This window comes from Gottfriedia acidiceleris (genome assembly GCF_023115465.1).
GTDB classification, from domain to species: Bacteria; Bacillota; Bacilli; order Bacillales; family Bacillaceae_G; genus Gottfriedia; species Gottfriedia acidiceleris_B.
Window position 1 is genome coordinate 2,126,899 of record NZ_CP096034.1, and the last position, 13,988, is coordinate 2,140,886.

A 13,988-nucleotide genomic window follows, 5' to 3' on the forward strand; every position below is an offset into this window, starting at 1 on the left:
AGGGGAAAATGCTTTGTATTTTGGTTATTTATTAATATTAATATCTGCAATAGCCTTTGGATTAATGCCTATTTTTGCACTTTATGCTTATGATCAAAATGTAAGTGTGAATACATTATTATTTTTAAGGTTTACATTTGCAACAATTATGTTCTTTAGTTACTTAGTGGTTAGTAAAAAATTAGTTAAAATTACGAAAAAACAATTAGTATTGTTTGTTTTACTAGGTGGAATATTGTATATGCTTCAATCAAGTTTTTATTTCAGTTCAGTAAAATATATTCCTGCTTCATTAGCTGCATTAATTCTCTATTTATATCCCATTTTTGTAGCGATTCTATCTTTTTTGGTAAATAAAGAGCAATTAACAAAAAATATAATGTTATCAATTGTACTATCGTTGATTGGAATTGTACTAGTACTTGGAGCTCCTGCGGAAAATATAAATCCAATCGGAATTATATTAGCACTAGCAGCAGCAATAGTTTACTCAATATACATAATAGTTGGTGGGAGGGTTTCAATCCATGTTCCTCCACTAGTAACAAGTGCATATATTTCTCTATTTGCAAGCATATCATTTTTACTAGTTGGCGTATCGACAAGCACGATACATATTCATTTTAAATTTATTGGTTGGATCTCAATTTTAGGTATTTCGATTATATCAAGTGTTATATCAATGGGTACATTTTTTGCTGGTGTAAAACGAATAGGACCGACAAAAGGGGCAGTATTAAGTATGGTTGAACCAGTAGTGACAATCACTTTTTCAACCATTCTATTTCATGAAAATATGAGTTTACTTCAAATAATAGGTGGGAGTATTGTTCTATGTGGAGCGCTTTTAGTTGTTCTTACTAGTGAGAAAAGAAAGAGTGTAGAGAATAAAATGGATTTTTAAAATGTATATGATAAACTGTATTCTGACTATTAGTTTAATAATATGTAAATGTTTAAAATGGCTATTTATATAGCTATTTTTTAATTTGAAAAGGAGTAAAATAGAATGTTTGAATTAAAATTAAAAAATGGAAAAATAGTAAAAGTTCGTCAAGCAATAGGAACTGATGCTAAATCTATTATAGATTTTTATAACATCGTAGGTGGGGAAACGAACTTTTTATCATTTGGAGGAAATGAGTTTAAAAGAAATGAAGCAGAATATGAGACATTTTTAGAAGATACCTTCAATGAAAATAATTCAATTATTTTATTAGTTACAATCAATGATCAAATAATAAGTATTGGTTCAATCAATTCCAGTCAAAAGGAACGTACTAAGCATGTTGGTACGCTAGGTATTGTAGTTAAAAAAGAATATTGGGGATTAAGTTTAGGGAAGTTATTAATGCAATCCTTAATTGATTGGGCTAAACATAATGATCTAACTCGAAAAATTCAATTAGTTACGAATGAAGATAATCTTACAGCCATTCAATTGTATAAAAATTTAGGATTTGAAATTGAAGGGGTAATGAAAGAAGATACTTATATAAATGGAAAGTACTCTAATACTTTAATGATGGGCTTATTTATTAAATAGTACTGAAAATAAAATGTTTTAATGGCTCTATTATAGACACTCAAATGAATAAAATTTTAAATCTACTAGCAGACGAACTATAATCTAATTAGAGCATTTATATAATTAGAAAGATAATGATTTTATAAGGGTGTAAATATGTTTAAAGATTTATTTTTTAATTTTTCATTGTTTATATTTTTCTTAATTGGGTTTAATCGAATTCAACATTTTTTAAAGCAAAAATTTCAAAAAGAATATCCAATTATTGTAGGTGATATTGTTTCATTTAAAATATTCAATGATACTGATGGTCATTTAGAAGGAGATAAATGTCTACAAGCTGTAGCAAATGGCATTTCGATCAATTTATTAAGAGATAATGATTTCTCTGCAAGATATGGTGGAGAAGAGTTTGTAGGTATATTATCAGAAACAAGTGAAAGAGAAGCAGTAAATATTGCAGAAAAAATTCGAAATGTAATAGTAGATTTAAAGATTCCGAATGAAAAGTCATTCGTTTCCCCATATGTAAGTGTTAGTATTGGGTTGGTAAAATTTAGTGCCAAATGATTCAATTGACATTGTAGATGGCATAAATTTTGCAGACAAAGCTCTGTATTTGGGTAAGATGAATGGTAGAATTCAAGTAAAAGTATATTCTAGTAATTTGGAAATGTCGTTCGTTTAAAAAGCCTTGTGATCATTAATCACAAGGCTTTTTAAAGTAGCATAGTTTTTTAGAAACATGTAAACGATCTAATTCGATTTGTATCAATTCCAAAGAAAACCCATCTCCAGCCAATCCATCTCCAGCCTGAAACTGAATGTCTGCCCACGAAGGTTGGAAAGTACCAAAATTGTTCTCCATTATTCAACCAAACATAAGTATTTCTAAATCTACAACCAGCGATTGCACCTGGATCTACTGCAAATGCTGTAGCTTGCGACATCTGTGGTGTAAATGAAGGTGGTGGTGCAGTCGGTTGACCTTGAGATTGACCTTGACCTCCACCACCCGGTTGTCCCGGAAATCCTGGGAATCCACCTGGTTGCCCTGGGAACCCGCCCGGTTGTCCTGGAAAGCCAGGAAATGTCCGATATTGAGGGAAAAAGTTCATTTTATCAACTCCTTTTTAGTTTTATCTTTATTAAAGTATGAAAATTAATGTTTTTTGTTTGGGCTGATAGTTAAATATCCATATTAATAGGATATTTGAAATAACATTTTTATAAAGGTTTCTGTTTCATTTTGAATCACATCAAAGAGAAGACTAATCCACTACTCTTTTTTTAATGTTCATAGATAGGAAATTCTATTTAGTTCTACCTGATTAAAAAAACCAAATCATTTCCAAAAATATAGCGCTTTTAGTGAATAATATCCGTTTTTACTTTTTAAGGTAAAAAAAATACTCTTTAAAGTAAAAAACGCTTGCATAATTCTGTAAATTCGAATAAATTAAACTTAAAGGAGGAGAAAAATGGAAAATATACGTTTGAATGTCGCATTGTTACGCCGAAGAGTACCAAGTTTGACTACTTCTGCGAAATCTGTTGGACTTCGACCAGCAACTGTTTCAAATTTATGTACTGGAAAAATTCCAATTGGTCGCTCAGAAGTAAGAACACTAGTCGCTTTAGCTGCTTTAGCAGAATGTACATTGGATGAACTGATCATTAGAGGGGAGAAGATTGAGATGATTGAAACAGGAATAAAAACGCTTGATTTATTTGCTCCATTAGTAAAAGGTGGAACAGTCGGGTTGGTTGCAAGACCAGGTATGGGCCAATTAGTTGTATTAGCGGAAATGTTTTATAAATTAAAGAGTGATTCATATTATACGATTTTACTAAAACCAGAAGGTGAGCATCCTGAAATTGACGATATTTTAGCTGATGTAAATTTAGTATGTTATTCAATTGATGAAGTGTATGAAGCGATTGCAAAAGCGGGAAAAAATGTTGAGTTTGCTTTTGCAGCAGATCGTTCAAACGTCATTACAGGTGATATAAACCGACTACAACAAAAATTAGCAGATATCGGTATTGAAGATGTAACGACTTTTTTAGTTGATTTAAAAGGAGAAGCGGTGGACGAAGATTTCCCTTACGGACCTTTAGAAACATTATGGCAGTTTGATGCAGACTTAGCTTTTAGACATAAATACCCTGCAATTAATCCTATTCATTCAACATCCACAGTTTTAGAAGATAATCAACCAGATCAAACCCACAACCAAGTGCAAAAAGCAGCTCAGAAATTACTACGTCGATATCGCGAGTTAAGATCATTCGTAGCAGTACATGGATTAGATTCATTACCAGAAAATGAAAAATTAACATATAAACGTGGTGAATTATTAGAAGCCTATTTAACTCAACCATTTTTCGTAGCAGAAGAATTCACAGGTACAAAAGGAGCATCTGTTAATTTGCAAAATACCTTACAAGATGTTCGAAAACTAATCGATGGTGCTTACGATTCAATGGAAGTAGATAAAATGAATTTTATTGGTAGTTTGTAGAAAAGTTAATGAAAAGTGTGACACTAATGCCTGTGTCACACTTTTTTTTATTTTACTTAAATATGGTTTTCTGGCGGATGGAAGTATAAAATTTAAGAATTATTTAAGAATTTAATAATGGGGAATTAATTTTTTCGATTTATACTATGCCACAAACAAGTATCAAAAACTGAAATAAAGTTATAGTTCATCACACGTCTGAAAGTTGGAATTTATTTGTCGATTCGAAAACGGTTAATCTTATCTAATATAGCAATGATTGTTATTCCAATCATTTCTTTTATCCTCATCGAGATTTTACTCGGTGTGTTTTACTATAAAGTGTTTGTACCTAAATTTAATGGTCATCCACCACATTCATTTTATTTTTTCCGTTTCGGGATGATCGTCCCTATTTTTGCAATTACAAATGGAGTGCTATCCTATTTTGTTTCAAGAAGTATACTAAGACCAGTAAAAAATCTTACAAATGCTGCTAAACAAATAAGTGAAGGGAATTTAAATTTTGAAGTTAAACCAATAAACAATGATGAACTCGGTCAATTAGCCATTAGCTTTGAATTAATGAGAAAAAATCTAAAAGAGTCAGCTGAAATACAGAAAAAATACGAAGAAAATCGTAAAGAATTAATTGCAAATATTTCACATGATCTAAAAACGCCAATTACTTCAATAAAGGGATATATTGAAGGAATTAAAGATGGTGTGGCGAATACACCAGAAAAAATGGACCGGTATATTGAAACAATTTATCTGAAAACCTTGGATATGGATCAATTAATTAATGAACTATTCCTTTATTCGAAGTTAGATTTAAAACGAGTACCATTTCATTTTGAAGAAGTTAATATTCACGATTATTTAGTCGATCGAATCGAGGAATTGAAATTTGATTTAGAACCGATAAATGTAAGTATTACTTTTAGTGAGAATGTGGATCGAGAAAATAGTATTGTACTAATAGACCGGGAACAATTCAAACGAGTAATGACAAATATCATTCAAAATAGTTTGAAATACATGGATAAAAATGAAAAACAAATTTCCATAAAATTAATAGATGACAAAGAAAAAATAAAGATAAAATTTCATGATAACGGTAAAGGGATTTCGAATGAAGCGCTTCCGTTTATTTTTGATCGTTTTTACCGAGCCGATCCATCAAGAAATCTATCAACAGGTGGGACTGGATTAGGTCTGGCTATTGCAAAAAGAATCATTGAAGAGCACGGTGGAGAAGTATGGGCAGAAAGTCAAATTGGTGAATATACAAACATTTTTCTTTCATTAAATAAGAAATCAATAGTAAAGGTGACAAAATGAAAAAGGTTTTAATTATTGAAGATGATCAAAGTATCGCATTATTACAAAGAGATTATTTAGAAATAAATGATTTTGAAGTTGAAATAGAATCTAATGGAAAAAGCGGACTTCAAAAAGCTATATCGAATGAATATGATTTAATCATACTCGACTTAATGTTACCAGAATTAAATGGATTTGAAATATGTAAAAAAATCCGAGAAAGTAAAGACATTCCGATCCTAATTGTTTCAGCAAAAACAGAAGATATTGATAAAATTAGGGGTTTTGGTCTAGGGGCAGATGATTTTATCGTGAAACCATTTAGTCCAAGTGAATTAATAGCCAGAGTGAAAGCTCATCTTTCAAGGTATCAACGTTTAGCAAGTAAAGGTCAAATTAATGAAGAAGAAATTCAAATTAGAGGTCTTACAATTCAAAAAGATTCTAGAAAAGTTCTCGTTAATGGAGAAGAAAAAATATTCACAACGAAGGAATTTAACTTACTTACCTTTCTTGCTTCAAATCCAAATAAAGTATTTAGTAAAGAATTATTATTTGATCGAATTTGGGGATTTGAAACAGTTGGAGATATTTCTACTGTAACTGTTCATATCCGAAAAATCCGAGAAAAAATAGAAGTTGACCCGTCCAACCCAAATTATATTGAGACGATATGGGGAGCGGGATATCGGTTTAAAGTTTAAATTTCATTAATTTAAATTAATGGGTGATCTTGTGAGTTAGTAAACTGGCTTATAGGATGACTTTTTTTCATATTCAATGAAAAGATAGATTCATTTCAATACTTCATCAAAATAAATACAACTATTTTATTATTAAAACAGTGCGGAAGTAACTTATTCTGGTCGTTAAATAAAAAGCATTTTTTCAATTAAGAATTGATTTAAGAATTATTTAAGAAATTGATAATAGTAGTTTTAGATCTTGCCGCTATGATGAAAAGTATGAAGTTTTTAAAAACGGAGGGAACAGAGTAGTGGCTAAAAAGAAAATAAATTTAACGAAAAAAAATATATTAGTTAGTGTACATGTCTTAGCAGTATGTGCTTGGTTTGGAGGTACATTAAGTTTAATCATATTAGGATTATATTTGAAAAATGCACAAAACTCCGAGCAGCTTATTTATACATTATCTAGTATGCATATAATAGATGAAAATTTACTAAAATATCCTGCCCTTGCAACTTTAGCTACTGGAATTTTACTTTCAGTTTGGACGCAGTGGGGATTAGTAAAATATTATTGGGTTGTTATAAAACTTGTTCTAACTGTCTTAATTATTTTGATTGGTATCTTTTTGATTAATGACTGGTTCGCCTATTTAGTAAAAACCGCAGAAGTAGTAGGGGCTGGTGCACTTAATGAAAATAAATTTGAGTCAACTTGGCTTTCAATTATAATAACTGGAATTTTTAACTTAAGTTGCTTAGCATTTATGACATTCATTACGTATTTTAAACCTTTTGGAAAAATAAAAAAGAATAAAAAAGTGGCAACACTATAAAAAAATCTTTTATTTTATGGTGTTCTAACTGAGTAAGTAATACTTTTTTTGAGTATTACTTTTTTTTATGAAAAAACGATAATATTTACCAAAAAATTAAACATTCTAATTAATGTGTTTTTCTAGTTTCAAGATTGAAGTAAGCGTTTAATTAAATATGACATTTGTCATCTTTTTCATATGACGCCTGCTACTACCAATGGGGAAAATAACTTATATAATTAGGATAATATAATAATAAAAGTTACAACATTAGGAAGGAACTTCTAAATGTCAAAAGAAAATCAAAAGAGTTTACGAAAGCAAATTATTCCTTATGAAAAATCAAATTTAAAAGCTAGTATTTGGCAAATGATTAATACTTTTATTCCATTTATATTTTTGTGGTATTTTGCCTATAAAAGTATTTCTATTTCAGTAGTATTAACGATCTTTATTGATATTGTTGCTGCACTATTCTTAATAAGGATATTTATCATCTTCCATGATTGTTGTCATCAATCATTTTTTAAGAATAAAACAGCAAATAAAGTTCTTGGCACAATTACAGGCGTTGTTACTTTATTTCCATTCAGCCAGTGGAAGCATAGTCATTCAATCCACCATGCAACAAGTGGTAACTTAGATAAACGCGGGATTGGAGATATGTGGGTTTTAACTGTTGAAGAGTACGTTGAAGCATCGTTGTGGACAAAAATACAATATCGTCTATACCGTAATCCGTTAATCATGTTTGGTTTAGGACCAATTTATATCGTGTTAATTACAAATCGGTTCAATACGAAAAATGCGAAATTAAAAGAAAGACTAAACACCTATTTAACTAATATATTAATTGTTGGGGGTTCGGCGTTATTTTGCCTTACAATTGGTTGGGAAAATTATTTAATAGTAGAAGGTCCGATCTTTTTCATCTCGGCAGTATTAGGAATTTGGCTTTTCTATGTACAGCATCAATTTGAAGACACTTATTTTGAAGAAGATGCGAATTGGGAATATGTAAAAGCAGCGGTTGAAGGAAGTTCGTTTTATAAACTTCCAAAATTATTGCAATGGATTACAGGTAATATTGGATACCACCATGTTCATCATTTAAGTCCAAGAGTACCGAATTATAATTTAGAGTCTGTTCATAATAATACGCTTCCATTACAAAGTGTACCGACGATTACACTAAAAACTAGTTTAACATCTTTAAAATTCAAATTATGGAATGAAGAAACAAAGCAATTTGTAGGATTCAAAGATATAAAATCAATCTATAAAGTAAATCGCGAAAGTTCAGACACTGTCTGAACTTTTGATGTATTTAATTTATTTTTATAAAGATTAACTTTGCTTAACTATGATAAGATTGATAAATAAATGACACAAAATGTTTGAATAATGAGGTAAATTTATGTTTAAAAGATATTTAGTTTTCCTAAAAAGTACAGGAATCTCACCATATATTTGGACAGTTTTAGGGATTTCGCCATTTTATTTTATTTTTCTTTCTGCACATTCCACTTTAAGAATCATAATAGGAATTTTACTAACAATATCATTTTTTATCATCTATCGATTGGCGTACAGATCAAAAGGATGGTCAATTTTTCTATGGTCATCCATCTTAATCATCATATCCACTTCAATGAATATACTTTTTAGTTATGTATATTTTGCATTTTTTATAGCATATATGATTGGAAAAAGAAAAAATAGGGTCACATTTTTAACTTTATATATCCTTCATTTAGTAATCACTACAATATCAATCAACATCACGATTATCCTTCAAGAAGAATTAATAATTAGGCAGCTTCCATTTATTATCATCACTTGGATTAGCGTTATTTTGCTACCATTTAGTCTTTACAGTCGAAATGAAAGAGGGCAATTAGAAGAAAAGTTAGTAGATGCTAATAAACGTATTTCAGATCTTGTAAAACTAGAAGAACGTCAAAGAATTGCTCGTGATTTACATGATACACTAGGTCAAAAACTTTCACTGATTGGTTTAAAAAGTGACTTAGCTAGAAAGTTAATTACAAAGGATCCAGAGTTAGCTCAAAATGAATTAAAGGACGTACAACAAACAGCCAGAACAGCTTTAAATGAAGTACGAAAAATCGTTTCTCAAATGAGAGGGATTCGAATTAAAGATGAACTAATAAGGATTAAGCAAATCCTACATGCGGCTGAAATTGCAGTTGAATGTAACGAAAACTTTCAACTTTCAAATGTTTCCTTACTTACAGAAAATATTGTTAGTATGTGCTTAAAGGAAGCCGTAACAAATGTTGTAAAACATAGTCATGCTACTTTATGTAAAATATCAATTAGACAAATGAAAAATGAAATAATTTTTTCTGTAATAGATAATGGAGTTGGTTGTAAATCGGATAAGTTTACAACTGGTTATGGGTTAATTGGAATGAAGGAACGACTCGAATTTGTGAATGGAACATTAGAGGTAAACTGTGAAAATGGAATGACTTTAATTATGACAGTTCCAATCGATGTTAAACAAATTGAAGTGGAGGAACTAGTATGATTAGGATCGTAATTGCTGAAGACCAACGAATGCTATTAGGTGCTCTTGGTTCTTTACTTAATCTAGAAGATGATATGGAAGTTGTTGGTAAAGCATCAAATGGAGAAGAAGCAGTTAAACTAGTCAAGCAATTACAACCTGACATTTGTATAATGGATATTGAAATGCCAGGTAAAACTGGACTTGAGGCCGCAGAAGAATTAAAACCTTTAGATTGTAAAGTGATTATATTAACAACTTTTGCTAGATCTGGTTATTTTCAAAGAGCTTTAAAAGCGGGTGTAAAGGGCTATTTATTAAAGGATAGTCCAAGTGAAGAGTTAGCAAGTTCAATTAGAAGTATTATTTCCGGGAAGAGAATCTATGCTCCAGAACTTATGGATGATGTATACGCTGAAGAAAATCCGTTAACTGACCGAGAAAAAGAAGTTTTAGAACTAGTAGCCGATGGTAAGAACACACAAGAAATTGCAGATGAATTGAGTCTAAAAACAGGAACAGTTAGAAATTATATATCTATGATTTTAGACAAATTAGAAGTTAAAAATAGAATCGAAGCTATAAAACAATCAAAAGAAAAAGGTTGGTTTAAGTGAAGTTTATTGCAGGAAAATAAAAACAAGAATAGCAGGTAGGGCAAGAATTGAAAACAAAATTTTCAATACTTAAGATCCCAACCAACCTGCATTCCTTGTTTACCATTTAGTTTCCTGCTTTTCTTTTTTCTTTTTTTCTAGATTTTGTTTTTCCTTTACTAGATTTTTGTACTTCCTTAAAAAATTCGTCAAGCTCCTTATTGAACTTATCTGTTTCTTCCAAAAATAAAAGATGACTACTATTATAAAATGGAACAAATTTTGAACCTTTTATCTTTTTTTGAATAAACTCACCAGCGGCTATTGGGAAAAATCCATGACTACCAAAACAAATTAATGTTGGAATATCAACATTACAAAGAGTATCCCGATAATCTACAGCAGTTTGATTGAATACTATTGTACTTGCAATCGCTGCAGGTAATTTATTCATTTCTTTTAGTATCCATTTATGTTCTTTTGGATCAGGTTGATCCATATACATACCATATATAAAATCGCTATTAAATTTGTTCTGATCTTCTTGGATAGACTGCATTACATTTTTTAATATCGTAAAATCAAACGCTCCAAACTCCCAATCTGGCCATATATAATCGGATGCAGATTGATCAACAACTGTTAGCGCCTTAATATTTTTACTGCCAAATTGATTAACATAATCCCACAATACAAAAGCTCCCATTGACCAACCTACTAAAATGACATCCTTTAAATCTAGTTTATCTATAAAGCATTTTAAATCACGTGCGTACTGTGCTACTGTATGCCCAAATTGAACTTTTGAGGACTTTCCATGTGCTCGTAAATCTAAAGTAATGACGCGATAATTTTTACTAAAATACGGTACTTGTTTATGAAAAAACTTACTACTCATCATAACTCCATGAACAAAAACAACTGTTTGACCTTCCCCGTGATCTTCATAATAGAGCTTTGTATGTGAATCAAGTTCTACAAATGCCAATTTAATCGCCCCCATTGGCTTTTAAATATCTTACTTTCCTATATTATTTCATCTCATAATAGTTCATGACTATTCGCAATTTCTTTGAATAAAGTTGTTTAAGTAAAGACTCTGTTATAAAAGATTGTTGATTTTCTTATTGAACTTAATGGCAGTTTAGTTGTGCGAAATGTTTCTAGCTTAAATGGAGAATGGTCACATTACTCTGGTAAAGGCTAGACAGTTCCTTTCGGAATTGAAGGATTATATCGAAGAATCAAATGATTGGGTAACGCCTTGAAGGGTTCTCTCTTAGTCGAATAGCATTTGATTTAGTAAGAATGATCGTGTTATAAGCTCGGCGAAAAGGCGTAAGAAATTACCGTACCAGTTCGGCTGACGAAATCCTACTCGATGGAGTGGTGTAATTCATGATGCTTGAGTTGAATGAATATGGTGAGAATGCGAATAAACCTAAAATAAAAGGTTAAGCTGACAAACTTCTGAATGTACGGGTCTATAACTGCAATACATAGAAATGTGTATATCACCAAATTGTGAGGTTAGATGTGGATGAGTAAGACTAACTAATATGAAAATCCATGATACGTTACAGGCGTATGAATGCTAACAGGCTTAAAGGAAGCACCTAAGTTCATTCTATAATAAATATAATTCAACATTGTAAGCTGGTAACGTAGAGGGCTTACTCCCAATGAAGCGTTGGCAAGGAAAGCATTAATGATACTAGTTACTGTATAACTTGTCTTTATATCAGTGAAAGTGGTGGCACAGTACCTATGAAATGTCTAATCCACATGGAGGGATAGCCACTAGACTAATAAAGATTTATTCAACCATGTAAGGCAGTTCTTTATCGATTAATAAGGTTCTTGTGAGACTAAAAGAGGTTTAACTTCGAAAGGAGAAACCGACTTATTGAAACGGGAGAAACTGAGACACAGTGAATATTACAGTATGCAAACTTGTTTTGACATACTTTATGCCCAAAGTGTCAGTGGTCATCACTTCTATGATTTAACAGAATTAATGTGTTCTGAAGATAATATTCGACTTGCTTACCGAAACATTAAAAGAAATACAGGAAGCAAAACTGCGGGAACAGATAAATTAACGATAGATAATATTATACATCTGTCAGTTACAGAAGTAATAGAAAAGGTTCAAACAATGTTCATGTGTTACGAGCCTCGAACAGTAAGGCGTGTTTTTATTCCGAAAGGAAAAGGAAAAAACAGACCATTGGGGATTCCAACAATTTGGGATAGAATCTTTCAACAATGTATACTTCAAATTTTAGAGCCAATATGTGAAGCAAAATTCCATAAACATAGCTATGGATTCAGACCGAATCGTAGCACACACCATGCCAAAGCTAGATTCGAGTTTCTAATAAATCGAGTTGGACTCTACCATTGTATAGATGTAGATATAAAAGGATTCTTCGATAACGTTAATCATAGTAAATTACTAAAACAAATGTGGTCGCTAGGTATAAGGGATAAACCACTTCTTTCTATTATATCTAAACTGTTAAAAGCAGAGATTGAAGGTGTAGGTATTCCTACAAGAGGCACTCCACAAGGAGGAATATTATCTCCCCTACTTTCCAACATTGTATTAAATGAGTTGGATTGGTGGATTAGTGAACAATGGGAAACGTTTAAAAGTAATCATACTTATTTGAGCAATGGCAGCAAGTATAAGTCTTTAAAGAAAACAGCTTTGAAAGAGTGCTTTATCGTTCGCTACGCGGACGATTTTAAGATAATGTGTAGGACAAGGTCACAGGCAATAAAAATGAATTATGCATTGAAAGACTTCCTAAAAAACAGACTACATCTGGAAACCAGTGAAGAGAAATCTAAAATTATCAACTTAAAGAAGAACTCTTCCGAGTTTCTTGGCTTTTCAGTAAAAGCCATAAGAAAAGGAAAAACGTATGTAGCAAGGTCCGATATGTCGAAGAAGGCAAAAGAAAACGCCTTCCAAAAGATAAAGGAAGCTATAAAATTGGTTAAGAAAAAACCTGGCAATCAGACTGTTTGGAATTTTAATACAGTGGTAATGGGAATCCAAAACTATTATTCTGTTGCCTCTCAAATTACTATTAATCTAAATAAGTTAAACTATCATCTACGCAAAACGTTATACAATCAACTAAAGAATATTAGAACAGAGGCAAGTTTTCATGATATGACTAAGACCTTACAGAAAAGGTACAAAGGTTATGAAAGTAAATTATATAAGATACAGCAAATGGTATTTGTCCCTATCCATGCCCAACGGTGGAAATTACCACACTGTTTTACACAAACGATATGTAACTTCACTGCCGAAGGTAGAGCGAAAATACATAATAACTTAAAAGCTATCGATAGAAATATACTTACTTACATCATGAGAAACTACATTCCAAATCGATCAATTGAATACAATGACAATCGAATCAGTAAATTTATTGCCCAATATGGCAAATGTGCCATATTGGGAGTGGATTTAGGGATAAATGAATGGCATTGTCATCACATTAATCCTTATCATCTTTCAAAGGATGATAGCTATTCAAATCTTATTATTGTAGATAAATTTATACATAAACTGCTTCATCTAAAGGATGAGGATAAAACAGAAACTCTTTTGAAATCCTTTAAACTTACTCGTAAGCAAATGGAAAAAGTAAATTCGTTACGACTAAAATGTCAGAATCAAACAATCTAAAATTGGAAGAAAAGCACTCGTCTGCTTAATACATAGAAAAGAATAAATTGGATTAGTTGGAACGCCGTATGCGGTGAAAGTTGCACGTACGGTGTGAACAGGGGGAAAAGGGAGCGATAACTTCAAACCCTTACCTATCTGTATTAAAAGGATTACTTCTACCCATTATAGAATATATATATCAAAATCTTATAGAGAAAGTTGGATACGATTTGCAATTGGGAATTATTATAGGACTTTATAGGTTAGCTTTTTTTAGCTTAGGGAGTCTTTTATAACAAAAAA

General features: G+C 31.2%; 13 protein-coding genes. 11 read left to right on the top strand and 2 right to left on the bottom strand.

All coding sequences use genetic code 11. From position 1 onward, the window contains the following. The first annotated feature begins 13 nt into the window (after positions 1-13). The 3 genes from MY490_RS10360 to MY490_RS10370 all read left to right on the top strand — a co-directional run bounded on the left by MY490_RS10360 (position 14) and on the right by MY490_RS10370 (position 2,098). Positions 14-904: a DMT family transporter gene (locus MY490_RS10360; protein WP_248269112.1), complete on the top strand. Its 891-nt coding sequence runs from the start codon at positions 14-16 to the stop codon at positions 902-904. 105 nt (positions 905-1,009) lie between these two features. After that, a complete protein-coding gene (locus MY490_RS10365; protein WP_248269113.1) occupies positions 1,010-1,546 on the top strand; it encodes a GNAT family N-acetyltransferase in 537 nt (178 codons plus the stop codon). Between the two features lie 138 nt (positions 1,547-1,684). Continuing rightward, positions 1,685-2,098 carry a GGDEF domain-containing protein gene (locus MY490_RS10370; RefSeq protein WP_248269114.1) on the top strand — a complete coding sequence of 138 codons (414 nt, stop codon included), beginning with the start codon at positions 1,685-1,687 and terminating at the stop codon, positions 2,096-2,098. Between the two features lie 167 nt (positions 2,099-2,265). Here MY490_RS10370 and MY490_RS10375 read toward each other — a convergent pair whose 3' ends face one another. Further along, the gene (locus MY490_RS10375; protein WP_248269115.1) at positions 2,266-2,646 is read right to left on the bottom strand and encodes a collagen-like protein; all 381 of its coding nucleotides are present in this window, start codon (positions 2,644-2,646) and stop codon (positions 2,266-2,268) included. Positions 2,647-3,009: 363 nt separating this feature from the next. Here MY490_RS10375 and MY490_RS10380 point away from each other — a divergent pair, with 363 nt between their 5' ends. From MY490_RS10380 to MY490_RS10410, 7 genes are all read left to right on the top strand, one after another. Beyond that, positions 3,010-4,053, top strand: a complete 1,044-nt coding sequence (locus MY490_RS10380) for an ATP synthase beta subunit C-terminal domain-containing protein (protein ID WP_248269116.1) — start codon at positions 3,010-3,012, stop codon at positions 4,051-4,053. A 216-nt stretch (positions 4,054-4,269) separates the two neighbouring features. Continuing rightward, the gene (locus MY490_RS10385) at positions 4,270-5,376 is read left to right on the top strand and encodes a sensor histidine kinase (RefSeq protein WP_248269117.1); all 1,107 of its coding nucleotides are present in this window, start codon (positions 4,270-4,272) and stop codon (positions 5,374-5,376) included. Next, entirely contained in the window at positions 5,373-6,062 is a 690-nt protein-coding gene (locus tag MY490_RS10390) for a response regulator transcription factor (protein WP_248269118.1), read from the top strand. The genes MY490_RS10385 and MY490_RS10390 overlap by 4 nt, the downstream gene beginning before the upstream one ends. A gap of 293 nt (positions 6,063-6,355) precedes the next feature. Further along, entirely contained in the window at positions 6,356-6,883 is a 528-nt protein-coding gene (locus tag MY490_RS10395; RefSeq protein WP_248269119.1) for a hypothetical protein, read from the top strand. 270 nt (positions 6,884-7,153) lie between these two features. Next, positions 7,154-8,179 (top strand): Delta(5) desaturase DesA, encoded by a 1,026-nt coding sequence (locus MY490_RS10400; RefSeq protein WP_248269120.1) that lies wholly within the window; start codon positions 7,154-7,156, stop codon positions 8,177-8,179. Between the two features lie 103 nt (positions 8,180-8,282). Continuing rightward, positions 8,283-9,419 (top strand): sensor histidine kinase, encoded by a 1,137-nt coding sequence (locus MY490_RS10405; protein ID WP_248269121.1) that lies wholly within the window; start codon positions 8,283-8,285, stop codon positions 9,417-9,419. Next, positions 9,416-10,015: a response regulator transcription factor gene (locus MY490_RS10410; protein ID WP_248269122.1), complete on the top strand. Its 600-nt coding sequence runs from the start codon at positions 9,416-9,418 to the stop codon at positions 10,013-10,015. The genes MY490_RS10405 and MY490_RS10410 overlap by 4 nt, the downstream gene beginning before the upstream one ends. 106 nt (positions 10,016-10,121) lie before the next feature. On the opposite strand, the gene MY490_RS10415 is transcribed toward MY490_RS10410, so the two are convergent. After that, complete coding sequence (locus tag MY490_RS10415) at positions 10,122-10,982, bottom strand: alpha/beta fold hydrolase (protein WP_248269123.1); 861 nt, start codon at positions 10,980-10,982, stop codon at positions 10,122-10,124. A 957-nt stretch (positions 10,983-11,939) separates the two neighbouring features. Between MY490_RS10415 and ltrA the strand changes: the two genes are divergently transcribed. Then, positions 11,940-13,703 (top strand): group II intron reverse transcriptase/maturase, encoded by a 1,764-nt coding sequence (ltrA, locus tag MY490_RS10420; RefSeq protein WP_248269357.1) that lies wholly within the window; start codon positions 11,940-11,942, stop codon positions 13,701-13,703. Positions 13,704-13,988: the final 285 nt, after the last annotated feature.